The organism is Achromobacter ruhlandii, assembly GCF_002082135.1.
Lineage (GTDB): Bacteria > Pseudomonadota > Gammaproteobacteria > Burkholderiales > Burkholderiaceae_B > Achromobacter > Achromobacter ruhlandii.
In genome coordinates this window covers 3146273-3169743 of the sequence record NZ_CP017433.1, presented here as the reverse complement: position 1 = coordinate 3169743, position 23471 = coordinate 3146273, and the positions used below count along the sequence as shown (strand labels likewise).

Sequence of the window (23471 nt, the reverse complement as noted above, 5' to 3'; positions counted from 1 at the left end):
GGCAAGAACGGACAACCCTAAAGCACGGAGCGATCGCATGAAGATTTTTTCCGGGTCCCTGGCGACCGAGACCAATACCTTCTCCCCCATTCCGACCGGCCTGTCGGCCTATCGGTCGCGCGGCTACTACCCGGCCGGCCAGCACCCGGACCGCATGCAGATGTTCTCCGGCCCCCTGTGGGCCGCGCGCCAGCGCGCCCAGGGCAAGGACTGGACGCTGATCGAGGGCATGACGGCGGGCGCGACGCCGGCCGGCCTGACCACCCGCCACGCCTACGAGACCCTGCGCGACGAACTGCTGGAGGACCTGCGCCGCGCCGGCAAGGTCGACATCGCGCTGTTCGGCCTGCACGGCGCCATGGTGGCCGATGGCTATGACGATTGCGAAGGCGACCTGCTGCGGCGGGCGCGCGAGATCGTCGGCCCGGACACGGTGATCGGCGCCGAGCTGGATCCGCACTGCCACCTGACCGACGCCATGGTGAACAGCGCCGATTTCCTGGTGTGCTTCAAGGAATACCCGCACACCGACATCCTGGACCGCGCCTACGATCTGGTCGACCTGTGCGTGGCGCGCGCCGAGGGCCGCATCAAGCCGACGCGCGCGGTCTTCGACTGCGAAATGATCTCCATCATGCACACCAGCCGCGAGCCGATGCGCGGTTTCGTCGACCGCCTGCTGGCGATGGAAGGCAAGGAAGGCGTGCTGTCGGTGTCGATCGCTCACGGTTTCCCGTGGGGCGATACGCCCGACATGGGCTCCAAGGTGCTGGTCTACACCGATGGCGACGCCGGCCAGGCCGAGCGGCTGGCGCGCGCGCTGGGCGAAGAGATCATCGCTTTCCGCGACCAGCTGGCGCCGCCCTACCCCGGCGCCGACGAGGCGCTGGACCAGGCGCTGGCGCTGGCCGATTTCCCCGTGGTGCTGGCCGACTCGGCCGACAACGCCGGCGGCGGCGCGCCCAGCGACGCCACCTTCATCCTGGAACGCGTGCTGGCGCGCGGCATCCAGGACGTGGCGACCGGCCCGTTCTGGGACCCGGTGGCCGTGCAGCTCTGTTTCGAGGCCGGCCAGGGCGCGCAGATCAAGCTGCGCATCGGCGGCAAGGTGGCGCCGGTGTCGGGCCAGCCGCTGGACCTGGCCTGTGAGATCGTCGCGCTCAAGCGCGACGCCATCATGACCGGGCTGGCCGGCACGCCCGCGTTGCTCGGCGACGTGGCCGTGGTGCGCAGCCAGGGCGTGACCATCGTCATGACCACCAACCGCACCCAGGCCATGGACACCGACCTGTTCACGCAGTTCGGCGTCGATCTGGGCGCAATGAAGCTGGTCATCCCGAAATCGTCGCAGCACTTCTACGCCTCGTACTCCAAGCTCGGCCGCCACGTCATCTACGTCGAGACGCCCGGCGCCATCACGCAGGACTACAACGCGCTGCCGTTCACCAAGCGCAAGTTGCCGAAATGGCCCTTCAAGGGCTGATATCCAACCATTGCCCACGCAGGCAACCGGACAAAACAAGGGGATGACCATGATGAAACGATTCAGCCTGCTGGGCGCCGCCGCCCTGCTGGCCTGCGGGCTGGCCGCGGGCCAGCCGGCCCAGGCCCAGGCCAAGACGCTGCGGATGGTGCCGCACGCGGACCTGAAGACGCTGGACCCGCTGTTCAACACCGCCTATATCACCCGCAACCACGGCTACATGGTGTTCGACACGCTGTTCGCGCAGGACAGCCAGGGCCAGCCCAAGCCGCAGATGGTGGAAAGCTGGACCGCCTCGCCCGACGGCAAGGCCTGGACCTTCAAGCTGCGCCCGGGGCTGAAGTTCAACGACGGCACCCCGGTGACCGCCGAGGACTGCATCTCCTCGCTGCAGCGCTGGGCCAAGAAGGACACGATGGGCCAGGCGCTGATGGCCGCCGGCGCCGAACTGGCCGCCACCGGCCCCGACAGCTTCTCGCTGACGCTCAAGCAGCCGTTCGGCCTGGTGCTGGACGCGCTCGCCAAGCCGTCGGGCATGCCGCCGTTCATCATGCCCAAGCGCCTGGCGCAGACCGACGCCAACACCCCCGTCACGGAAATGGTCGGCTCCGGCCCGTTCCTGTTCAAGCGCGATGAGTGGGTGCCGGGCAACAAGGTGGTGTACGTCAAGAACCCGGCCTACGTGCCGCGCAACGAACCGGCCGACGGCCTGGCCGGCGGCAAGGTCGCCAAGGTCGACCGGGTCGAATGGATCTACATTCCCGACGGCAATACCGCCACGGCCGCACTGATGAACGGCGAGGTCGACATGATCGAGCAGACCACGCCGGACTTCCTGCCGGTGCTGGAAAGCAACCCGGACATCAAGCTGAACACCTCGGTCGCCACCCAGGGCATGGCCATCGTCAACGCGCTGCATCCGCCGTTCGACAAGCCGCAGGCGCGCCAGGCGCTGTACTACCTGTTCAGCCAGAAGGAAATGCTGGCGGCCATCGGCTATCCGGAGAAGTACCGCGTCGACTACTGCGCCACGCTGTACATCTGCGGCTCGCCGCTGGCCACCGACGCCGGCGCGGCGCCCTACGCCAAGCCCGACCTGGCGCGCGCCAAGCAGCTGCTGCAGGAGGCCGGCTACCAGGGCGAGAAGATCGTGGTGCTGTACCCCACCGACCACATCAGCGCGCCCGCCGTCATGGTGCTGACGCAGAACATGAAGAAGGCCGGCTTCAAGGTCGACCTGCAATCCATGGACTGGGCCTCGCTGGCGGCGCGCCGCCTGAAGAAGGATCCGCCCGAGCAAGGCGGCTGGAGCCTGTTCGTGACCTGGGGCGGCTACTACGACGCCAGCACGCCGCTGACCAACCCGTGGCTGTCGGCCGCCTGCGGCAACAGCCTGCCGGGCTGGCCCTGCGACAAGGAGCTGGACGCGCTGCGCACCCAGTGGATCCAGGAACCCGACGCCGCCAGGCGCAAGGACATCGCGGCGCAGTTGCAGGCCCGCGCCTACCAGACGGTGCCGTACGTCATGTGGGGCGAATTCAAGCCGGTGTCGGCGATCCGCGGGCTGTCGCACACGGAGCTGATGAAGACCGGCATACCCGTGATGTGGAACGTGGAAAAACCATAACGCGGCGCGGGACCGCGCGTGATCGCCACGCGCGCCCCGCCCCTGCACAATCAGGCCGCCGCCCAGCGCCCCGTGCGCGCCGCGCCAGGCTAGGGGGAAACCCAGCGTGAAATACATCCTGCGCCGCATCGCGGCCGTCATTCCCGTCATGGCCGTGGTGGCGGTCGTGGTGTTCATGTTGATCCACCTGTCGCCGGGCGACCCGGCGGCGGTGATCGCGGGCGACAACGCCACCACCGAGGACGTCGAGAAGATTCGCCAGAACCTGGGCCTGGACAAGCCGCTGCTGACGCAGTTCGGCATCTGGGTCGGGCATCTGGCCACCGGCGACCTGGGCACCTCGATCGCGACCCAGATGCCGGTGGCGCAACTGATCGGCCAGCGCATGGGGCCGACCCTGTCGATCGCCATCTTCACCATGCTATTCGCGGTGCTGGTCGCCGTGCCGCTGGGCGTGCTGGCGGCCTGGAACGCCGGCCGCTTGCTGGACCGGCTGGTGATGATCGGCGCGGTCTGTGCCTTCTCGGTGCCGGTGTTCCTGATCGGCTACAGCCTGGTGTACGGCTTTTCCATCAAGCTGGGCTGGCTGCCGGTACAAGGCTACAAGCCGCTGGCCGACGGCCTGGCGCCCTACCTGCGGCACCTGGTGTTGCCCTGTCTGTCGCTGGGACTGGTGTACATGGCCCTGCTGACCCGCATGACCCGCGCCACCATGCTGGAGGCGCTGTCGGAAGACTACATCCGCACCGCGCGCGCCAAGGGCCTGGCGGCCGGCCCGATCGTCTGGCACGCGCTCAAGAACGCCGCCAACCCCATCGTCACCACCATCGGCGTCGGCGTGGCGCTGCTGATCGGCGGCGTGGTGGTCACGGAAACCGTGTTCGCCATTCCCGGCCTGGGCCGCCTGACCATCGACGCCGTGCTGCGCCACGACTACCCCGTGATCCAGGGCGTGCTGCTGGTGGCCTCGGGCATCTACGTGCTGATCAACCTGCTGGTCGACCTGAGCTACCGCCTGTTCGACCCGCGCATCCGCTATTGAAGAGGGGCGATCCATGACCACCACCACCCTGCCCCTGGCCGCGGCGCGTCCGCGCTGGCGCCGCGCCGCCCGCTCGCTGCGCCGCCACCCAATGCTGTACGTCGGCTGCGCCATCCTGCTGGCGCTCGCGCTGATCGCGCTGGCCGCGCCCTGGCTGACCGCGGTCGATCCGCTGGACATCAACCCGATGGCGCGCATGAAGCCGCCGTCGGCCGAACACTTTTTCGGCACCGACGCGCTGGGCCGCGATGTCTATGCCCGCACCCTGTGGGGCGCGCGCGTCTCGCTGCTGGTCGGCGTCGTTGTCGCGCTGGTGTCGACCGCGGGCGGCGTGCTGCTGGGCATGCTGGCCGGCTACTTCCGCCGCCTGGACGCCGTGATCATGCGCATCATGGACGGCCTGATGGCGATTCCGGGCGTGCTGCTGGCGATCGCGCTGATGGCAACGCTCAAGGGCGGCCTGGGCACCGTGATCGTGGCCATCGTGGTGCCCGAGGTGCCGCGCGTGGTGCGGCTGGTGCGCGCCCTGGTGCTGACCATCCGCGAGCAGCCCTATATCGAGGCGGCGGTGGCCGCCGGCACCCGCGTGCCGGCCATCCTGCTGCGCCACATCCTGCCCAATCTGTTCGCGCCGCTGATGGTGCAGGCCACCTTCATCGCGGCCTCGGCCATCCTGACCGAGGCGGTGCTGAGCTTCCTGGGCGTGGGCATCCCGCCGCAGATCCCGAGCTGGGGCAACATCATGGCCGAGGGCCGCAACTTCGTCGCGGTGGCGTTCCACATCATCCTGTATCCGGGCCTGTTCCTGGGCGTGGCCGTGCTGGCCGTCAATCTGGTAGGCGACGGGCTGCGCGACATGCTCGATCCGCGCCTGGCGAAAAAGCTGTAGGAGCGCGCATGCCATCCCAACCTGTCCTGCAAGTGAATGACCTGACCACCTGTTTCGACGGCGACGAGACCACGGTGCTGGCCGTGGACGGCCTGTCGTTCGACCTGATGCCGGGCGAGACCCTCGGCCTGGTGGGCGAATCCGGCTGCGGCAAGAGCGTCACGTCGCTGTCCATCATGCGGCTGCTGCGCACGCCCGGGCGCGTGGCGCGCGGCAGCGTCGAATTCGACGGCCGCGACCTGCTGGCCCTGCCCGAGAAAGCGATGCGGGCGGTGCGCGGCAACCAGCTGTCGATGATCTTCCAGGAGCCGATGACCTCGCTCAATCCGGTCTTCACGATCGGCCGCCAGATCAGCGAGCCGCTGATGCTGCACCAAAGCCTGTCGCGGCGCGAGGCGATGAAGCAGGCCGAGGCGCTGCTGGAGCTGGTGCAGATCTCCGATCCGGCGCGGCGCGTGCACGAATACCCCTATCAACTGTCCGGCGGCATGCGCCAGCGCGCCATGATCGCCATGGCGCTGGCCTGCCAGCCCAAGGTGCTGATCGCCGACGAGCCGACCACCGCGCTGGACGTCACCATCCAGGCGCAGATCCTGCACCTGCTGCGCGACATCCAGGCGCGGCTGGGCACGGCCATCGTGCTGATCACCCACGATCTGGGCGTGGTGGCGCAGATGTGCCAGCGCGTCATCGTCATGTACGCCGGCCGCAAGGTCGAGGAAGGCAGCGTCGAGGACGTGCTGGACCGCGCCGCCCATCCCTATACCCAGGCGCTGATCCGTTCGCTGCCCGACTTCGTCGACGGCCAGGACCACAGCGCCCGCCTGGCCGAGCTGCCCGGCATCGTGCCGGTGGTGACGCCCGAATCGCGCGGCTGCGCCTTTGCCGCGCGCTGTCCCCAGGCCCTGCCGCGCTGCGCAGACGAGACGCCGCCCGAGGTCGCCGCCGGCGACCGCCACCGCGTCTGGTGCTGGGCGCGCCAGGCCGCGCCGGCCGTCATGATGGAGCAAGACCCGCGATGAACCTGCACGACGCCCCCTTTCCCGCCGCCGTCGCCACGGCGCCCGCCACCCCCATGCTGCAAGTGACCGACCTGAAGAAGCACTTCCCGCTGGAGGGCGGCAAGGTGCTGCGCGCCGTGGACGGCGTGTCGCTGTCGGTGGCGCGCGGCCAGACCCTGAGCCTGGTGGGCGAGTCCGGCTGCGGCAAGTCGACCACCGGCAAGTGCCTGATCCGCCTGACCGATCCCACCGCGGGCCGCATTCTGCTCGAAGGCGCCGACCTGGCCGCGATGAACAGCGGCCAGCTGCGCGCCATGCGGCGGCGCATGCAGTTCATCTTCCAGGACCCGTTTTCGTCGATGAACCCGCGCATGCGGGTGCGCGACATCATCGGCGAGCCGCTGCGCAACTTCGGCTACGGCCGCGAGGCCATCCGCGAACGGGTGGCGCAGTTGCTGGCCCGCGTCAGCCTGCGTCCGGACGCCGCCGACCGCTACCCGCACGAGTTCTCCGGCGGCCAGCGCCAGCGCATCGTCATCGCCCGCGCCTTGGCGCCGGAACCGGGCCTGATCGTCTGCGACGAACCGGTCTCGGCGCTGGACGTGTCGGTGCAGGCGCAGGTCATCAACCTGCTGATGGACCTGCAGCGCGATCTCGGCCTGACCTATGTGTTCATCTCGCACGACCTGAGCGTGGTGCGGCACATCAGCCACCAGGTGGCGGTGATGTACCTGGGCCGGATCGTCGAAGCCGGCTCGCGCGATGCGGTGTTCAACCGGCCGGCCCACCCCTACACCCGCGCCCTGCTGGCCGCGGTGCCCTCGGCCCGGCGTGGCGAGCGCGCGCCCGTGGCGGTGCTCAAGGGCGAGATTCCCAGCCCGCTGGCGCCGCCGTCCGGTTGCGCCTTCCGCACCCGTTGTCCGCTGGCCCAGGCGCGCTGCGTCCAGGAAACCCCCATTGCGCGTCCCATCGGCGACGGCCAGACGGTCGCCTGTCATTTCGCCTCGTAGCCGGAGCTTGCCATGTCTCAAACCGATTCCCAGCCTTTCGACCTGCTGCTCGCCGGCGGCCTCGTCATCGACGGCAGCAACGCCCCCGGCCGGCGCGCCGACGTCGGCGTGCGCGGCGATCGCATCGCCGCCATCGGCGACCTGTCCGGCGCCGCTGCCCGCGACCGTATCGATGTGTCCGGCCTGGTGGTGGCGCCCGGATTCATCGACTCGCATACCCACGACGACAACTACCTGCTGCGGCGCCGCGACATGACGCCCAAGATCTCGCAGGGCGTGACCACCGTGGTCACGGGCAACTGCGGCATCAGCCTGGCGCCGCTGGCGCACGCCAACCCGCCGGCGCCGCTGGACCTGCTGGACGAAGGCGGGTCATACCATTTCAAGCGCTTCGCCGACTACCTGGACGCCCTGCGCGCCACGCCGGCGGCGGTCAACGCCGCCTGCATGGTGGGCCATTCGACGCTGCGCGCCGCGGTCATGCCCGACCTGCAGCGCGAAGCCACCGACGACGAAATCGCCGCCATGCGCGCGCTGGCCGAGGAAGCCATGGCCAGCGGCGCCATCGGCATTTCGACCGGCGCCTTCTACCCGCCCGCGGCGCGCGCCACCACCGAAGAGATCATCGAGGTCTGCCGCCCCCTGAGCACGCACGGCGGCATCTACGCCACCCACATGCGCGACGAAGGCGAGCACATCGTGGCGGCGCTGGAGGAAACCTTCCGCATCGGCCGCGAGCTGGACGTGCCGGTGGTGATCTCGCACCACAAGGTTATGGGCCAGCCCAATTTCGGCCGCTCGCGCGAGACGCTGCCGCTGATCGAGGCGGCCATGGCGCGCCAGGACGTGTCGCTGGATGCCTATCCCTACGTGGCCGGCTCCACCATGCTCAAGCAGGACCGCGTGCTGCTGGCCGGGCGCACCATCATCACCTGGTGCAAGCCCTTCCCCGAACTGAGCGGGCGCGACCTGGACGAGGTCGCGGCCGAGCGCGGCAAGTCCAAGTACGACGTGGTGCCCGAACTGCAGCCGGCGGGCGCCATCTACTTCATGATGGACGAGCCAGACGTGCAGCGCATCCTGGCGTTCGGCCCCACCATGATCGGCTCGGACGGCCTGCCGCACGACGAGCGTCCGCATCCGCGCCTGTGGGGCACCTTCCCGCGGGTGCTGGGCCACTATGCGCGCGACCTGGGCCTGTTCCCGCTGGAGACGGCGGTGTGGAAGATGACGGGCCTGACCGCCGCGCGGTTCGGCCTGGCCGGACGCGGGCAGGTGCAGGCGGGCTACTTCGCCGACCTGGTGGTGTTCGACCCGGCCACGGTGGCCGATACCGCCACCTTCGAACGTCCCACCGAGCGCGCCGCCGGCATCCATTCGGTGTACGTCAACGGCGCGCCGGTCTGGCGCGAACAGGCCTTCACCGGCCGGCACGCCGGCCGGGTGCTGGCGCGCACGGCCGCCTGAGCCGCGCCAACCCTTACAATCCGGCGTGAATGGGCGGGTTCCGCCCTACTTCGCCAACCCTGGACGCAGACCGCTACATGGCCCCTCCACCCGCTCGCAGCACCGCCCCACCCGACATCGTGGGCAAGGAAGTCATGGGCGCCCGCCTGCGCGCCGAGCGCAAGGCGCGCAAGATGACGCTGCAGGCGCTGTCGCAGGCCAGCGGCATCGCGGTATCGACGCTGTCCAAGGCCGAGCTGGGCCAGATCGCACTGAGCTACGAGAAATTCGCCGCGCTGGCGCGCGCGCTGGGCATCGACATGACGCGCATGTTCATGCTGGGCGACGCGGCCCAGGCCGAGGTGGCGCCCACCTACGTCAAGAACAAGCTCAGCGACGCGCGCGACTACGCCACCGACAACTACCACTACCGCCTGCTGATGGGCGAGTATCCGGGCAAGAAGATGATGCCCATGCTGGCGCTGATCGATTCGCGCAAGGTGGTCGAGTTCGAGGACTACATCCGCCATCCGGGCCAGGAATTCGCGCTGGTGCTGTCGGGCAAGGTGCGCATCCAGTTCGAGAACGGCGACAGCGTGGTGCTGAACCGCCTGGAATCGGCCTATTTCGACAGCGGCATCGGCCATGTCTACCTGTCGCTGAGCAAGAAGCCGGCCGAAGTGCTGGCGGTCTGCAGCGACCTGGACGAAGTGCCGTCGCGCCTCAAGCCGGCGCGGCGCAAGCCCTGAGGACGGCGCCCGCCGCCCTGCCTCGCGCACGTTGTACTGCCGCCGATCCGGCGCGGCCCCGCCCTGGCCGCGCGCCGCGATTCCCGGCTACGGGAAATCCCGTAGAAACTTTCCCTCCCCGCGCCGGGTCACTCATTATTCAGCTTATTGTCAGATAGTGATGGCCGGCACCGGGCATCGCTATCCGCTGCGGATCCGGCGAGCCGCGGGCCTGGAAACCGGCCGCGCGGGTTGACGCGGCCCCGGCGCGCCGGGGCGTCTCGACAGCCCTCGCGCCGGGCGCCATCGCGGCTGGGCGCCGTACGTCCGTGCGGCGCCGACCTATCGGGAGAATTCCATGTCGTCTCTGCCCCGCCGTCCCCTGCGTGCCAGCCCCAGCAGCGCCGGCGCGCCGGGCGGCGTGGGCACCGGGGCCCTGGGCCCGCCGGGCCTGTCGGTGATGGATGCCACGGTGGTGCTGGTGGGAGTGGTGATCGGCATCGGTATCTTCGGCTTTCCGCCGCTGGTGGCGCAGCATGCCGCGTCGGAGGCCATGTATCTGGCGTACTGGTGCGCCGGCGGGCTGGTGATGCTGGTGGGCGCGCTGTGCTACGCCGAGCTGGGCGCGGCCTACCCTGGCGCCGGCGGGGAATATCTGTACCTGTCGCGCGCCTGGGGGCCACGCGTGGGCCTGCTGTTCGCCTGGGCCCGCTGCACCGTGATCCAGACCGGCGCGATCGCGGTGGTGGCCTTCATCTATGGCGATTATGCGCAGCAGTTGCTGCCGCTGGGCGAGTACGGCGCCACCGCGCACGCGGCGCTGTCGGTGGCCGGCCTGACGGCCCTGAACGTGGCCGGCACCCGCCACTCCAAGCGCCTGCAATGGCTGTTCACGATCCTGACCCTGGCGGCGCTGGCGGCGGTGCTGACCGCCGCCCTGTTCACCTCGACCCCGCTGGCGCCGGCGCCCGCGCCGCTGGATGGCAACGCCGCCGGCCTGATGGGCATGGGCATGGTGTTCGTGCTGCTGACCTACGGCGGCTGGAACGAAGCCGCCTACCTGAGCGGCGAACTGCGCCATCCCGGCCGCAACATGGCGCGGGTGCTGCTGATCGGCACGGCGGTGGTCACCGGCGCCTACCTGCTGACCAACCTGGCGCTGCTGGAACTGTTCGGCCTGCAGGGCCTGCGCGACACGCCGGCCCTGGGCGCGGCGGTGATGCAACTGGCCGCCGGTCCCTATGCCGCCGCGCTGCTCAGCCTGGTGATCTGCGCCACGGCGCTGAGCACCATCAACGGCACCATCATCACCGGCGCGCGCGTCTACTACGCACTGGGTCGCGACCTGCCGCGGCTGCGGGCGCTGGCTGGCTGGAGCGCGCGCAACGAGACCCCGGTCAGCGCCCTGCTGGCGCAAGGCGCGATCACGCTGGCGCTGCTGGCGGTGGGCGCCTTCAGCCATAACAGCGTGCAGGCCATGGTGGCCTACACCGCGCCGGTGTTCTGGCTGTTCATGCTGCTGGTGGCGGCCTCGGTGTGGCGCCTGCGCCGCCTCGATCCGGCGCGGCCGCGGCCGTTCCGGGTGCCGCTGTATCCCCTGACCCCGGCGCTGTTGGCGCTGGCCTGCGCCGGCCTGGTGTATTCGAGCGCGGTGTATGCCGGGGCCGGCGCCCTGATCGGCCTGGCGGTGCTGGCGGTCGGCGTGCCGATGCTGCGCCTGCTCAAGCCGGCCGGGGCGTCGCCGGCCACGCCGCCGGGCTGAACGCCGCGCCCTCTTTTTCGTCCGCCCCAAGGAGTCTTCCTCATGCAACGTGTCCTACCGTCCGTTTCGTTCGCCCGCCGCCGGGCCGCCCTGGGATCGGCGCTGGCGCTGGCCCTGTCCCTGTCGCTGCTGGCCGAGGCGCGCGCCGCCGGCGCCACTCCCGAGGCCGCCGCCAAGACCGGCGCCAAGACCGACGCATACGTGCCCGATGTCGGCCAGGATGGCAAGGACGTCATCTGGGTGCCGACCCCGCAGGCCCTGGTCGACAAGATGCTCGACATGGCCAAGGTCACGCCGCGTGACCGGCTGATGGACCTGGGTTCGGGCGACGGCCGCACCGTCATCACCGCCGCCCAGCGCGGCCTGCAAGCCAAGGGCATCGAATACAACCCTGACCTGGTGGCCCTGTCGCGCGGCAACGCGGCCAAGGCGGGCGTGGCCAGCCGCGCCACGTTCGAGGTGGCGGACCTGTTCGAGACCGACCTGTCGCAGGCGGACGTGATCACCATGTTCCTGCTGTCGACCATCAACGAAAAACTGCGGCCCCGGCTCCTGGAGCTGGAGCCAGGCACCCGCATCGTCTCCAACACTTTCCGCATGGGCGACTGGGAGCCGGACGCCTCCGAGACCGTGACCGAGGCCTGCCAGACCTATTGCAACGCCCTGTTATGGATCGTGCCGGCCAAGGTCGGCGGGCGGTGGGACCTGGACGGCCGCACCCTGCGGCTGGAGCAGCACTACCAGATGCTGACCGGCAAGCTGGGCGGCAGCGAGATCTCGCAGGCGCGCATGGACGGCCGCACCATTTCGTTCATGGTCGACGGCGTGCGCTACACCGGCGAAGTCAATGGCGCCACCATCCGCGGCAGCGCCGCCGGCAAGGGGGAATGGTCGGCGCGGCGACTCTAGCGCGCCGCGTCCCGGATGACCCGGTGCACGAATTGCAGCTTGCCGACCACCGCGCCCGGCAACACGAATGGGTAGAAATCCTGCTGGCCCATGCTGCGCGACAGCTCGTTGAGCACGCCCGTCAGCGCCACCCAGGCGTTGACCAGGTCGAGAAAGCCCTGCCCTTCGGGATCGTCCGGGTCGTACAGCGATGCGCGGGTGAAGGGCTCATAGGCCTGTTCCACGGCCACGCGGCTGACGCCGAAGCTGATGGCGGTGTCGAGCGTGTCCATCATGTGCAGGTAGTGGGCCCAGGTCTCGGCCCAGTCCTCCCAGGGATGGCAGGAGGCATAGGTGCTGATGAAGCGCTGCGCCCAGTCGGCCGGCGGCCCCGCTTCGTAGTTGCGCCGCAGCGCTTGCGCGTAGTCGGCGCGCTCATCGCCGAACACGGCGCGGAACGGCGCCAGCCAGGGGCCGCCCGCCACCAGCTGGTCCCAGTAGAAATGGCCGATCTCGTGGCGGAAATGCCCCAGCAGTGTGCGATAGGGTTCATGCATCGCTTCGCGCACCTGCACCCGATAGGCATCGTCGGCCTCGCGGATGTTCAGGGTGATCAGGCCGTGGTTGTGCCCGGTCAGCGGCGGCGTGCCGTCGGCCGCCGGCGCCAGCAGGTCGAACGCAAGGCCGCCGTCGCCGGGCGCCTGCGAACGCCGGATCGGCAGGCCCAGGGTCAGCAACTGGGCGATCATCTGGCGCTTGGCGGCTTCGACCTTGAACCACAGCCTGCCGTTCTCGGCCACCGACAGGTCCGGAATGGTGCGGTTAAGGCCGCAGGCCAGGCACAGCGAGTTGACGGCCGCGGCCGGCAGCAGCCAGTTGCAGGCCGCCGGGCTGGCGAAGTTGGCGCAGCGCTTGAACGTCCGGCCGCGCGCGCGGCCGGCTTCGAGCCAGGTGTCCGCGGCCTTGCCCGGATCCAGCGCCAGGACGTGGCCACGCCTGGGATCGAAGCCCAGTTGGCGGCGGCAGTTCAGGCATTCAGTGTTGTTGAAGAAGATGCGCTGGCCGCAGACGCACTGGAACGCCTTGGCGCGCGCATGGCGTTGGCCGGCGCGCGCGCGCTGCGGGGATTTGAGCTGGCGGCCCAGGGCCTGGAAGAAATCGTTCATGGGTCGGGTTCCCGGATGGCGGCGGCGCGCGGGGCCTAGACCGCCACCGCCTGCTCCAGCCGCAGGCCGCGCCGCTGCGTGTCCAGCGTCACCGTCGCGCCCAGCGGCAGCGTCAGGTTGGGATCGCCGTGGCCGCTGGGCCAGGCCGCCAGCACGGGGATGCCGCGTCCGCCGAACTGCTCCTGCAGCAGCGCAAACAGCTGGCTCTGTCCCAGCGCATCGCCCATCGGCAGGCCCAGCCGGGTGAAATTTCCCGCCAGCACGCCCCTGATACGGTCGAATTTGCCCGCCGCGCGCAGTTGCCACAGCAGGCGGTCGATGCGCGGCAGCGCCTCATTGACGTCCTCGATGAACAGGATCGCGTCGCGCGTGGCGATTTCGTGGCGCGAACCGATCATGGCGGCGATCAGCGCCAGGTTGCCGCCCACCAGCCGGCCGCTGGCGCTGCCCGGGGCCAACACCACCGGGTTGGAGTCGGGCGGCGCGTCGATCCACGCGCCCTGCCCGATCTGGCCGCCCACCATGGCCAGCACATGGCTGGCGGTGGGCTCCTGTTTGCCGGCCAGCAGGTCCTGCGCCAGCATCGGTCCGTGGAACGTGACGAAGCCCGCGTGGCGCTGGATCGCCAGGTGCAGCGCGGTGATGTCGCTGTAGCCGATGAACGGCTTGGGATGCTGGCGCAGCAGGTTGAAATCGAGCCGGTCGGCCAGCCGCCAGGAGCCGAAACCACCCTGGAGGCACCAGACCGCGTCGATCGCGGGATCGCTGAAGGCTGCGTGCAGATCGTTCAGGCGCGCGCTGTCGTCGCCGGCCAAGTAGTCGAATGGCGCATCGGCGCGCGTCAATGCGGCGGGCATGATGCGCGGGTCGTAGCCGCGCGCCTGCAGCCATTCGGCCGCGTCGAAGGCGGCGCCGTCGGCGGCCGAGGCCGGCGCGACGATGGCGACGCGGCCGCCCGGGCGCAAGGCGGGAACGGCCGTGTCGCGGCGCGGCGCCACGGCGGCATTGCCGCCAGGGGCCTCCTGGCTATCGCGAGGCGCGGCCACCCGGCCCGCGCAGCCCACCAGCGCCAGGCTGGACAGCCCCAATGCGCCCGCCGCCCGCAGCAGCCCGCGCCGCGTGGGATCGATCGGTGCAACAGACTCGCGAGGCGGCATTGCCATTCCCTATTCCTGATTATTGCTATTTATCAATTACTTATGGCTAATTAATGAGAATTCACTTTAGAAAGGATTTCGGGTTTGGAGCGCTCAGCGTTCCCTTATCCTTTCCTAGAATTCACTTTAAGTACGCCCGGCCATTCCCGAATTCACTTTAAGTTATTCCAGAATTCACTTTAAGTCTTCAGAAGCGCTCGTAGTCGAGCCGGTAGCGCCACTGCCCCGCCGCCAGGCCGGCCATGGGCAGCCGGCCGATGCGGATGCGGCGCAACGCCAGCAATTGCAGGCCAGCCGCATCGCAGGCGTATTCGATGAAACCCAGGGCAGGCGTCTTGAGCGCAAAGCGCAGGTGGGTTTCGTTCTGCCAGCTGACCTTCATGGGCGTGGCCGGCCGGCCTTCGTAGGCCAGGCCGCGTTGCAGCCGCGCCAGGCCGGCAGCATCCAGCGTGCCGCGCACCTGCGCGATGTATTCCTGTTCGACGTGCGTGCCCTCTTGCACCAGCTTGCGCGTGACCGCGTATTCCTGCGTGTAGACCACCAGTCCGCTGGCCGCGCGCTCCAGCGGCGTGGCCAGCTTCAGACCGTTGAACATGCGCTTGAGGTAGCGCTGGCCGGAACGGTCGCCCGGCATCAGGTTCTCGGGCACCACCAGCGCCAGGGCCGAGTGCGCCGGATCCGAGGCCGACAGGCCCGCCGGCTTGTGCACCAGCACGGTCACGGGCCGCATTTCCTCCAGACGCGCGCCTGGCAGCAGGGTCACCGCCTGGTCGGGCCCGACGCGAAAGCCCGGTTCTTCGACGACCTTGCCATCCACGGCGACCCAGCCCCCCTCGATGTAGCGTTCGGCGTCGCCGCGGGAGCAGGATTGTTCGGCGGCCAACCGCTTGGCCAGGCGCACGCTGTCGCTCATGGCCGCACCGCCAGCGCGTGCAGGACGGGGAAATGGCGGGGCTGGGCAATCGGGGGGAACATCGTCATCTCGGATACGGCGTGAAAGGCGGAAAAAGACCGGCCCCGCGCGGCGCCCGGGGCGCAGGCATGGGGCCTGGAGCGAGATGTTACGCCGTTTCCGACGGCCTTGCGGCGGCCCGCGACCGATCGCGTGGGCGCTTCACGGATCGGTGGATTGCGTGGCGGCGGCCGGCGCGTCGATTGCGGGCGGCGGGACTTCGTCGACCCAGGCCTTGAGCAGCGTGGACGTCACCGCCAGGATCACCGGGCCGATGAACAGGCCGACGATGCCGAAGGCGAGCATGCCCCCCAGCACCCCGGCCAGGATCAGCAGCATGGACAGGTTCACGCCGCGCTTGATCAGCATCGGCCGCAGCAGGTTATCCAGCATGGTGACCAGCACCGCCCACACCAGCAGCAGGATCGCCGTCACCTTCATGTCGTTCTGGAACAGCCAGATCACCCCGCCGAGCAGCGGCAGGAACGGCCCCAGCTGCGCCAGGCACAGCATCAGCATCAGGGCGGTGATGACCCCGGCCGCCGGCACGCCGGCGATCCACAGGCCCAGGCCGCCCAGCGCCGACTGCACCACCGCCGTGACCACGATGCCCAGCGCCACCGCGCGGATCGACAGGCCCGCCAGGCGGATCGCCGCCACGCCGCGGTGCCCGGCCAGCCGATTGGCAAAGCGCTGCACGAAATCGGCGGCCACGTCGCCCTGGCTGTAGAGGATGCCGGCGATCACGATCGTGATCAGCATGTGCATCACGAACACCCCGACAATGGCGGCATTGCTCAGCAGCCATTTGGCGGCCATGGTGACGTACGGCTCGAGCCGCGCCAAGAGGCCGCCGGCCCCGGCATCGGCCAGCGCCTGCCATTCCCGCGCGATGCGCTCGCCGCCCAGCGGAATGCCGCGCACCCAGCCCGGCGGCGCCATCAGGGCATAGTCCGGCAGGCCCTTGATGGCGGCCATGATGGCGCCGCCATGCAGCGCCAGCGTCGAGATCGCCTGATACAGCGGCAGCACGATCACCACCAGCAGCACGATCAGCATGGCCCCCGTGGCCAGCCAGCGGCGGCCGCCGCAGCGACGCTGTACCGCCCGCATCACGGGCCAGGTCGCCACCACGATGGTGGTGGCCCAGATCAGGCCGAACAGGAATGGTTTGAGGACGTACAGGCTGCCGATCATCAGCGCCGACAGGATGACGATGACGAGCAGATTGCGGGCGAGGTCCGCGGGCGGGCGTGGGATCGGATTCAAGCGAGGCTCCAGGCGGCGGATTGGCCGTGTACGAATTTATCCGAACTTCGCCGGCCGTGGCGCGCCGCCGCGCCTCAGGCGCCGTTGCCGGGCGTGTCCTCGCCCGCGGCGGCGCGCGGGTCGACGCGCGCCGCGATCAGGTGGCGGGTCAGTTCCAGTAACTGTGCATCGCGGGCTTGCTGCTGCGCCAGCAATTCGGCCTGCCGCGTTTCGGCGGCCGCCAGGCGCTGGGCCAGATCCTGCTCGCGGCGGCGTGAAGCCTGCAGCGCTTCTTGCGCCGTGGCCAGTTCGGCCTGGCGTCGCCCCTGCTCCGCCTGGGCCTCGGCCTGCATCGCGCGCGCCTGCGCGGCGGCCTCGGTTTCGGCGGCGCGCAGGCGCTCGGCGGCTTGCGCCAGGGCCTGGCGCGACTGTTCGGCCTGCTGTTGCTGGGCGGCCTGCAATTCGTCCAGGCGCGCCTGCAGGCGCTTGGCGCTGCCGCGTTCGGCGTCCAGCTCGTTGAGCCAGCGGCGTTCGTGGGCGGCATGGCGCGCGTGCGCCGCGGCCAGGGCCTCGGCCTGTTCCTGGCGGGCGCGCTCGGCATCGGCCACCTGGGCCAGCAAGGCGGCGCGGGCATCGGCCAGTTGCTGCTGGCCCAAGGCCACGGCGTCGTCGCGCTGGCGCAACTGGCCTTCGGCCGCCCGTAGCCGGGCCTCGGTGGCCGCCAATTGCCCGGTCACGACCTTAAGGCCTTCTTCCAGGTCGCGTTCGCGGCTGGCAAGCACGGCCTCGCGCTGCCGCAGCTGCTCGGCCTGCGCGGCCAGGCGATCGCCCTCCCGGCGCAGTTCGTCCCAGCGTTCGCGGAGGGCGTCGGCCTGGTCGGCCCGGGCGACGGCCAGGGCGGTTTCCCAGAAATGGGCGGCGGCCTGGGCGATGGGCTCGGGCACCGCCGCGGGCGCGGCGAACGCGCCGGGATCCTGGATGCGGGCGCCAAGGGCGCGGAACCAGGTTTCCAGGTGGGGGCTGACGGTATTGGGCGAGCCCCGTCCGATCTTCTGGCGCACCCGCTCGATGGTGGGCCGGGCGCCCTCCAGCAGCAAGGCATCGGCGGCGTGCCATACATCCTGTTCGTTGATTCCCGCGGCCATGGCTGGATTTCCCGGTTCGATAGTGTTGAATTACTCACGATAATGGAATCTTATCGTGATTAAATTGCAGTAAACGTTTTATATCATACATCATATGTAGGATTTCATATCTTTCAAGGCGAGGCTCGTCTTTCCTGGCTCGAAACAGGCAGGTGCTAACATCGACGGCAGTCATGGGCCACCACGCCCGACCACGCTCACCGGTTCGTATGAAGGGGAAAACCGCCAATGAAGCGCCTCGTGTTGGTCATCATGCTGTCAGCGTCCGCCATCGCACAGGCCCAGGAACCCAGGACGTGGCACTTCACTGGCGCCGAACTGGCCACGGCGCTTGCCGGGCGGATGCCTTCTGAAGTGCGCGATGCCTCCCTCGGCCGACAGTTCTCGGCCTCGTATGCGCAGGCCTACATCCTGGGGGTCGCCGACCAGACCCAGGGCACGCTCTGGTGTACCCGCAGCGGCGTCCTGCCCCATGAACTGAAGGACCGCGTCTACGCCTACCTGTCCGAGTTGCCCGCCAGCCGTCTCGACGGGAATGCCGCGCCGCTGGTGAGCGAGGCGCTGCGCCGGTCGTTTGCCTGCCGCTAGCGGCTCCCCTCACCGCGCGCCCGCCGTTGAATCGATCCGGGGTGCGCATTCCGCACACCACGGTGCCTGAATCCATGCCGGTCGCCCTGGCGGCCAAAGGAGTGTCGCGATGAATACCGAGCAGCTTCCCGCGGACTATGCGCCGCATGCCGTAGCCGGGCTGCCGTTGCTGTACGGGCCGCGCCAGGGCTGGTGCGTGTGGATGACGGCATTGCCCTTGCCGGAAACAGCGCGTTTTCGCGACGCCAGCGCTCTCCCCCCGTCGAAAGGCTATGCGCGCGACGACCGGTTGGCGGCGCCGGGCGAGGTGCTGGCGTGCTTCGAGAACGACGATGGTTCCTGCGACGCGCCGGCAACGCCGATGATCGAGGCGGCCCTTTGGCTGCTGGCCCACGACGCGGCGTTCTATCGCACCGTGCGGGACACCCTGCTGGCCGACTTGCCGCGCCTGCGGGCCGAACAGGAAGGCATCGCACTGCCCGATGACGCCTTCCTGCTGCCGCGGCAATGGGACGAAGGAAGCATGCACAAGTTGCTGCGGCTCAATACCGTCACGTTCCACCCCGTCGCTGGCGCGGCCTACATCGGACTGGATTTCGGCTGCGCCTGGGACGCCGAACATGGTTATGGAATGATGATGGCCGGCACCGAAGTCGTCGAAACGGGAGGCGCGGATGTGGGCGGGTTGTCGTGGATCGCCGCGCGCCATGCCGCCGCCCGTCAGACAGGGCAATGAGGTCCCGGCCAGGCGCTTCTCTCTCTTGGGCTCCCGGCGCCCGTCCCGCACACGGCGCCACCATCACGGATTGCCAATGCGAATTCACGTTGCACTGCTAGTACTGGCACTGACCCTTCCGCCTGCCCTGGCCGGCGCGCAGGACCCGCGCGACGACCCGTTCGCGCAAGGATACGCGCAATACCAGGCCGGCAATTACGCCGGCGCGCTCGAACATTGGCGCGCGCTGGCCGAAGCCGGCCACGCCAAGGCCCAGTATGGGCTGGGGCTGATGTATGCGCACGGGCAAGGCGTCAAGCAGGACGATGCGCTCGCGGTGAAGTGGCTGCGACAAGCCGCCGAGCAGGCGGTGGCCGGGGCCCAGTTCAATCTGGCGGTGATGTATGCCAATGGTCGCGGCGTGCCGCAGGATTACGCGCTGGCCGCGCAATGGTGCGGCCAGGCCGCCGCGCAGGGCGACGCCCAGGCGCAGGCCATGCTTGGCCAGCTCTACCATCGCGGCCAGGGTGTGGTCCGCAACGACGCGCAGGCGCTGCAATGGTGGCGCAAGGCGGCCGACCAGGGCCTGGCCGAAGCCCGGTTCCTGCTGGGCGACTACTATTTCGATGACCGCGCCGGCGCGCGCGACGACGCCCAGGCCGAGCACTGGTTCGCCCTGGCCGCCGCGCAGGGCCATGCCGAGGCGCAGAACAATCTGGGCACGCTGTATGCGGACGGGCGCGCAGCCAAGGGACGGGATGTCGGCGAGGCGGTCCAGTGGTTTCGCCGGGCCGCCGACCAAGGATTGGCGAAGGCGCAGAACAATCTCGGGGCGATGTACGCCACCGCCAGCGGCGTGCCCCGCGACGATGCGCTTGCCGCGCAGTGGTGGCGCAAGGCCGCCGACCAGGGCAATGCCTCGGCGCAGGATCGGCTGGGCGGGGCCTATCTCGCCGGACGAGGCGTGCCGGAAGACGCGGCCGAGGCCGCGCGATGGCTGCGCAAGGCCGCCGATCAGGGGTACCCGCCGGCGCAGGACTCATTGGGCCTGCTCTATTTCCAGGGGCGCGGCGTGGCGCGCGATCAGGCGCAGGCCCTGCATTGGTTCCGCCAGGCCGCCGAGCAAGGCCTGGCCTCCGCGCAGCTGCATCTCGGACAGCAATACGACGTCGGTCGCGGCGTGCCGCAGGATCTCGCGCTGGCCCGGCAGTGGTACGCCAAGGCGGCCGACCAGGGCCACGCATCGGCGCAGTTCAACCTGGCGGTGATGTATGCCAATGGCGACGGCACGGCCCGGGACGAAGCGCAGGCGATGCGCCTGATGCGCCAGGCCGCCGCGCAGGGGCATCGCGAGGCGCTGTTCAGCCTTGGGGTGATGTACGCCGAAGGACGTGGCACCGCCCGCAAACTGCCGGTCGCTTTCGCATTGGTCGACGCCGTTCCTTCGCCGGACGCGTCAACCGCTGAATACCGCGACACGCTGCTGGCGCACATGACGCCGGTCCAGCGCGACCAGGCGCGCCAGCTCGCGGGTGAGCTGCGCGCCAGCGGCGTCAATGAAGAGACGATCCTGCGCATCGCGGAACGTTGAGCGCGGCGGCGGAAAAATTGAAGGAACGGGCGCCCCGTCCATCAGGCAACGCATCAACGCCAGCCGTCGGCGTCGCGCGACCGCGACGCCGATCATCGGCGGCCCTCCTGGGGCGGCGGTCAGAAGCGCCAGGCGACATTCAGGCTGCCTGCGTTCTGGCGGTTGCCGCCGCCGAACTGGCCGTCATAGGCTACCCCGACGGTGGTCGAGGCCGTCACCCGCATGTCGATCCCCAGGCCGATGACGGCCGCGTCGCGCGCCAGGGGCGTGCCGGCCACCGTGAAGGGCGCGCTGCCGTTGAACGTCAACGTAGTGGTGGGATCGAGATCGCCGAAAGCGTGGCGCCAGCCCGCCATGGCGTGCACGCGCCCAGGCCTGCCGGCGGATTCGAAGCGCGCCTCGCCACGCAGGCCCAGCGTGGTCGTGGTGACGGCGTTGCGCTTGCTGTCGCCGTCCAGCGCCGCCGAACCGCCGGATTCCGAGAAGCCGCGCGTGCGCAGGTCGCTGAAATTGACGCCGGCGAACGGCTGCAGCGCGACGCGGTCGTTCAGGGCGAGCCGGTAGCCCAGCTCGGTGAAAACCTGCGCGGTGCCGGCGTGATAGCTGGCCTTCAAGGTCTGGTTCAGTCCGGCCGCGCCGGTGTCGCGGCGCGTATCGATGGCGTGCCAGGTATAGGCCAGGCCCGCGGTCCATTCGATCTGGCCCGCGCCCGCCTGGAAGGCCTTGCCGCCGTAGATCGTGGCGCTGTAGCTGTCGATGTCGGCGGTCGAGGCGCGGTCGCGCAGCGAGGCATGGCTGCCGGTATAGCCGAGGGCGCCGCCAAGGCGCCAGCCGCCGCGCAACGCACTGTCGCCACCAACGAACAGGCCGCCGTCGGAATTGCGTACCCGGGCGGCGTTGCCGTCGTCACGCAGGCTGCGCCAATTGCCGAATGCCTGGGCCCAGAGCAGTTGGGCCGCCGAGCGCGGCAAGGCGGCGCCGTCCATCGTGGCGCCGGCGCTGTCGCGCTGCGCGGTGGACGCGCCGGGCGTCTGGCCGGCATACAGATTGGCGCGCAGATGATCCACGGGAAGGCTGGCCACGGTGTCGGCGACGCCCCGCAGCACGGCGGTGGCGCTGGCATGCATTTCGCCCGACAAGGCGTCGAAGGCGGCCGGCGGCGCGCCCGAGGGCAGATTGAGCACGCGGGCGTAGACCGGGTTGTCTTGCGGCAGGGTTTGCACGGCGTTGGCCGCCGCGCGCTGGTTGCGGGTGAACGCGGCGTCGGCGAAGCGGATCGGGCGCGTGCCGCCGCCGTTGTTTCCGTTACCACCATTGCCGCCGTTCTCGCCGTTGCCCGAGCCGGGGTCGCCAGGCACCTGCTTGAGCGGCATCCGCAGCGTGACGGCATTGGCGTCGTAGCTCAATTGCGGATCGAGGAAGGCGTAGTTGCTGGCGACACTGCCGAAGCGGCCGGTCACGCCGCCGGCCGCGGTCACGATGACGTAGTCGCGCGCCGTGCTGAAATTTCCATCCGGCCCGATGTGGACGACCGATCCGCCCAGGGTGGCGGTGCCGCCGACGACGATGCGGTCGCTGGCCGTCGAGCCCGGATCGACCTCGACCTGATACACCGAACCGGGCGCAAGCGTGAGATTGCCCGACACGTTGAGGGTGCCGATGGAGTTGCCCGGCGCGATGACGCCGCCGGACGCGACGATGACGCCGCCAATCGTCCCCTGTCCGCCAAGGCTGGCGCCGTTGGCCACGGTGACGGCCGCCGGCAGGACCGCCGCCGCATGGGTCGCATCGCCCACCACCAGCTTGCCTGCCCGCAGATCAAGCGCGCCAGCGTAGGTACTGACGCCATTCAATGTCAACGTGGCCGCGCCCGTCTTGACGAGCGCGCCGTTGCCGCCCAGCGCGCCCTGCAGCGTCAATGGTTGCAGCGTTTCCAGCGTCCCGCCGCCGGCGCGCACCTGCAGCGGGCGCGTGGCAACGATCGGCGCGGTGTTGCGCAATGTGCCGCCGTCCAGGGCCAGGGAACCGGCCGGGTCGCCAAGCGCGTCATCCGACGCGATGGCCAGCGTGCCGCCAAGCAGCGTCCATGACATGAGGCCGGTGGCGGCGCCTGTCAGCGTCCAGAGGCTGGCGCCGGACTTCTCCAGGTTGGCGAAGCCTTGATACTGCGCGCCGCTGCCCACCGCGCCGAGCTGGCCGACATTGAAGGTTGTGCTGGCATCGGTCGTATCGCCGCCCAGCGCCAACACGTCGCCGTTGGCGCCGGCCCCGCTGGTCGTGACGACGTTGCCGACGATGGCGGACCCGGCCGTCAGCGTCAGGCGGTTGCCGCCGCCGCTGAGCTGCACGGCATTGGCCCGCGCGCTGAAGCTGCCTGAGCCGCCGACCAGCGTGCCGCTGTTGATGATCTGGACGCCGCCTTGCGCCACGACCGCCGCGCCGCCGCTCGCGGCAAGAAAGCTGGAGGACGATCCGGCGCTGCCGCCCTGGATCATGCCGGCGTTCACCAGCGACCCGCCGGTGTTGATGAAACGCACCCCCGCCCCGCCCTCGCCGCCCGCGGCCGAGGCGCCGAACGAGTTGCCGCCCGCGCCGCCCGAGATGAGCCCGCCCGCCGCGTTATCGATGGCGGTGCCGTTGGCGACGATGCCATCGCCGCCCATGCCGCCATTGGCGCCTGCGCCGGCCGATGCGCCCCTTATGGTCGCGGAATTCATGATCGTTCCGCGATTGGCGAGCACGCCGGCGCCGCCGTTGCCGCCGCGGTTGCCCGCGCCGTTGTTGGCGGTGCCGCCGGCGCCGCCCTGCACGGTGCCGGCATGGTTGGACAAGGTTCCGTCGTCCACCAGGAATAGTCCAGCTCCGCCCGAGCCGCCGCTCGCGCCGACCCCGACGTTAGTATTGCCGCCCGCTCCGCCCAGGATGTCGCCGCCGTTGTTTTGGATGGTGCCGCCCGAAAGCAGCACGAGGCCGGCGCCACCGCCGCCGCCGCCACCGCCCGCGAGGGTTCCGGCTGCGCCGTTGCCCCCGCGC

At 69.9% G+C, this 23471-nt stretch carries 19 protein-coding genes; 13 read left to right on the top strand and 6 right to left on the bottom strand.

Annotation, left to right across the window (positions count from 1 at the left end):
• Positions 1-37 precede the first annotated feature (37 nt).
• From AruCF_RS14240 to AruCF_RS14195, 10 genes are all read left to right on the top strand, one after another.
• Positions 38-1483 (top strand): M81 family metallopeptidase, encoded by a 1446-nt coding sequence (locus AruCF_RS14240; protein ID WP_049073668.1) that lies wholly within the window; start codon positions 38-40, stop codon positions 1481-1483.
• 49 nt (positions 1484-1532) lie between these two features.
• Entirely contained in the window at positions 1533-3110 is a 1578-nt protein-coding gene (locus tag AruCF_RS14235; protein ID WP_167385878.1) for an ABC transporter substrate-binding protein, read from the top strand.
• Between the two features lie 106 nt (positions 3111-3216).
• On the top strand, positions 3217-4152 hold the full coding sequence (locus AruCF_RS14230) for an ABC transporter permease (protein ID WP_049073665.1): 936 nt from the start codon (positions 3217-3219) through the stop codon (positions 4150-4152).
• Positions 4153-4165: 13 nt separating this feature from the next.
• On the top strand, positions 4166-5041 hold the full coding sequence (locus AruCF_RS14225; protein WP_049073663.1) for an ABC transporter permease: 876 nt from the start codon (positions 4166-4168) through the stop codon (positions 5039-5041).
• 8 nt (positions 5042-5049) lie between these two features.
• A complete protein-coding gene (locus tag AruCF_RS14220) occupies positions 5050-6063 on the top strand; it encodes an ABC transporter ATP-binding protein (RefSeq protein WP_049073661.1) in 1014 nt (337 codons plus the stop codon).
• The gene (locus AruCF_RS14215; protein ID WP_049073659.1) at positions 6060-7052 is read left to right on the top strand and encodes an ABC transporter ATP-binding protein; all 993 of its coding nucleotides are present in this window, start codon (positions 6060-6062) and stop codon (positions 7050-7052) included. Before AruCF_RS14220 ends, AruCF_RS14215 begins: the two co-directional genes overlap by 4 nt.
• Positions 7053-7064: 12 nt before the next feature.
• Positions 7065-8519 carry an N-acyl-D-amino-acid deacylase family protein gene (locus AruCF_RS14210; protein WP_049073656.1) on the top strand — a complete coding sequence of 485 codons (1455 nt, stop codon included), beginning with the start codon at positions 7065-7067 and terminating at the stop codon, positions 8517-8519.
• Between the two features lie 77 nt (positions 8520-8596).
• Entirely contained in the window at positions 8597-9247 is a 651-nt protein-coding gene (locus AruCF_RS14205) for a helix-turn-helix domain-containing protein (protein WP_049073654.1), read from the top strand.
• 439 nt (positions 9248-9686) lie between these two features.
• Positions 9687-10988 carry an APC family permease gene (locus AruCF_RS14200; RefSeq protein ID WP_049077801.1) on the top strand — a complete coding sequence of 434 codons (1302 nt, stop codon included), beginning with the start codon at positions 9687-9689 and terminating at the stop codon, positions 10986-10988.
• A 42-nt stretch (positions 10989-11030) separates the two neighbouring features.
• Positions 11031-11897 (top strand): SAM-dependent methyltransferase, encoded by an 867-nt coding sequence (locus tag AruCF_RS14195; protein WP_049073652.1) that lies wholly within the window; start codon positions 11031-11033, stop codon positions 11895-11897.
• On the opposite strand, the gene AruCF_RS14190 is transcribed toward AruCF_RS14195, so the two are convergent.
• The 5 genes from AruCF_RS14190 to AruCF_RS14170 form a co-directional block, all read right to left on the bottom strand.
• A complete protein-coding gene (locus tag AruCF_RS14190) occupies positions 11894-13042 on the bottom strand; it encodes a zinc-binding metallopeptidase family protein (protein WP_049073650.1) in 1149 nt (382 codons plus the stop codon). The two genes, AruCF_RS14195 and AruCF_RS14190, sit on opposite strands and share 4 nt — an antisense overlap.
• Before the next feature lie 35 nt (positions 13043-13077).
• Complete coding sequence (locus AruCF_RS14185) at positions 13078-14205, bottom strand: S66 peptidase family protein (RefSeq protein ID WP_235432654.1); 1128 nt, start codon at positions 14203-14205, stop codon at positions 13078-13080.
• Positions 14206-14386: 181 nt separating this feature from the next.
• Positions 14387-15112, bottom strand: a complete 726-nt coding sequence (locus AruCF_RS14180; protein ID WP_049073648.1) for an RNA pseudouridine synthase — start codon at positions 15110-15112, stop codon at positions 14387-14389.
• A 201-nt stretch (positions 15113-15313) separates the two neighbouring features.
• Entirely contained in the window at positions 15314-16420 is a 1107-nt protein-coding gene (gene ydiK, locus AruCF_RS14175) for an AI-2E family transporter YdiK (protein WP_049073647.1), read from the bottom strand.
• Positions 16421-16494: 74 nt separating this feature from the next.
• A complete protein-coding gene (locus tag AruCF_RS14170; RefSeq protein WP_049073645.1) occupies positions 16495-17544 on the bottom strand; it encodes a DNA-binding protein in 1050 nt (349 codons plus the stop codon).
• Positions 17545-17772: 228 nt separating this feature from the next.
• Here AruCF_RS14170 and AruCF_RS14165 point away from each other — a divergent pair, with 228 nt between their 5' ends.
• The 3 genes from AruCF_RS14165 (at position 17773) to AruCF_RS14155 (ending at position 20438) form a co-directional block, all read left to right on the top strand.
• Positions 17773-18132: a Rap1a/Tai family immunity protein gene (locus tag AruCF_RS14165; protein ID WP_049073643.1), complete on the top strand. Its 360-nt coding sequence runs from the start codon at positions 17773-17775 to the stop codon at positions 18130-18132.
• A gap of 109 nt (positions 18133-18241) precedes the next feature.
• Positions 18242-18868 (top strand): DUF6985 domain-containing protein, encoded by a 627-nt coding sequence (locus tag AruCF_RS14160; RefSeq protein WP_049073641.1) that lies wholly within the window; start codon positions 18242-18244, stop codon positions 18866-18868.
• Positions 18840-20438 carry an SEL1-like repeat protein gene (locus tag AruCF_RS14155; RefSeq protein ID WP_080977418.1) on the top strand — a complete coding sequence of 533 codons (1599 nt, stop codon included), beginning with the start codon at positions 18840-18842 and terminating at the stop codon, positions 20436-20438. The genes AruCF_RS14160 and AruCF_RS14155 overlap by 29 nt, the downstream gene beginning before the upstream one ends.
• 119 nt (positions 20439-20557) lie before the next feature.
• Here AruCF_RS14155 and AruCF_RS14150 read toward each other — a convergent pair whose 3' ends face one another.
• Positions 20558-23284, bottom strand: a complete 2727-nt coding sequence (locus tag AruCF_RS14150; RefSeq protein ID WP_157130043.1) for an autotransporter family protein — start codon at positions 23282-23284, stop codon at positions 20558-20560.
• Positions 23285-23471 lie beyond the last annotated feature (187 nt).

Excerpts from the sequence above, each read along its gene's own strand:
- AruCF_RS14205 (WP_049073654.1), top strand. The coding sequence starts at position 8,597 with ATGGCCCCTCCACCCGCTCGCAGCACCGCCCCACCCGACATCGTGGGC.
- AruCF_RS14220 (WP_049073661.1), top strand. The coding sequence starts at position 5,050 with ATGCCATCCCAACCTGTCCTGCAAGTGAATGACCTGACCACCTGTTTC.
- AruCF_RS14240 (WP_049073668.1), top strand. The coding sequence starts at position 38 with ATGAAGATTTTTTCCGGGTCCCTGGCGACCGAGACCAATACCTTCTCC.
- AruCF_RS14225 (WP_049073663.1), top strand. The coding sequence starts at position 4,166 with ATGACCACCACCACCCTGCCCCTGGCCGCGGCGCGTCCGCGCTGGCGC.
- AruCF_RS14170 (WP_049073645.1), bottom strand. The coding sequence starts at position 17,544 with ATGGCCGCGGGAATCAACGAACAGGATGTATGGCACGCCGCCGATGCC.
- AruCF_RS14180 (WP_049073648.1), bottom strand. The coding sequence starts at position 15,112 with ATGAGCGACAGCGTGCGCCTGGCCAAGCGGTTGGCCGCCGAACAATCC.
- AruCF_RS14200 (WP_049077801.1), top strand. The coding sequence starts at position 9,687 with ATGGATGCCACGGTGGTGCTGGTGGGAGTGGTGATCGGCATCGGTATC.
- AruCF_RS14165 (WP_049073643.1), top strand. The coding sequence starts at position 17,773 with ATGAAGCGCCTCGTGTTGGTCATCATGCTGTCAGCGTCCGCCATCGCA.
- AruCF_RS14185 (WP_235432654.1), bottom strand. The coding sequence starts at position 14,205 with ATGGCAATGCCGCCTCGCGAGTCTGTTGCACCGATCGATCCCACGCGG.
- AruCF_RS14155 (WP_080977418.1), top strand. The coding sequence starts at position 18,840 with ATGCCGCCGCCCGTCAGACAGGGCAATGAGGTCCCGGCCAGGCGCTTC.
- AruCF_RS14235 (WP_167385878.1), top strand. The coding sequence starts at position 1,533 with ATGATGAAACGATTCAGCCTGCTGGGCGCCGCCGCCCTGCTGGCCTGC.
- AruCF_RS14195 (WP_049073652.1), top strand. The coding sequence starts at position 11,031 with ATGCAACGTGTCCTACCGTCCGTTTCGTTCGCCCGCCGCCGGGCCGCC.
- AruCF_RS14190 (WP_049073650.1), bottom strand. The coding sequence starts at position 13,042 with ATGAACGATTTCTTCCAGGCCCTGGGCCGCCAGCTCAAATCCCCGCAG.
- AruCF_RS14215 (WP_049073659.1), top strand. The coding sequence starts at position 6,060 with ATGAACCTGCACGACGCCCCCTTTCCCGCCGCCGTCGCCACGGCGCCC.
- AruCF_RS14160 (WP_049073641.1), top strand. The coding sequence starts at position 18,242 with ATGAATACCGAGCAGCTTCCCGCGGACTATGCGCCGCATGCCGTAGCC.
- AruCF_RS14210 (WP_049073656.1), top strand. The coding sequence starts at position 7,065 with ATGTCTCAAACCGATTCCCAGCCTTTCGACCTGCTGCTCGCCGGCGGC.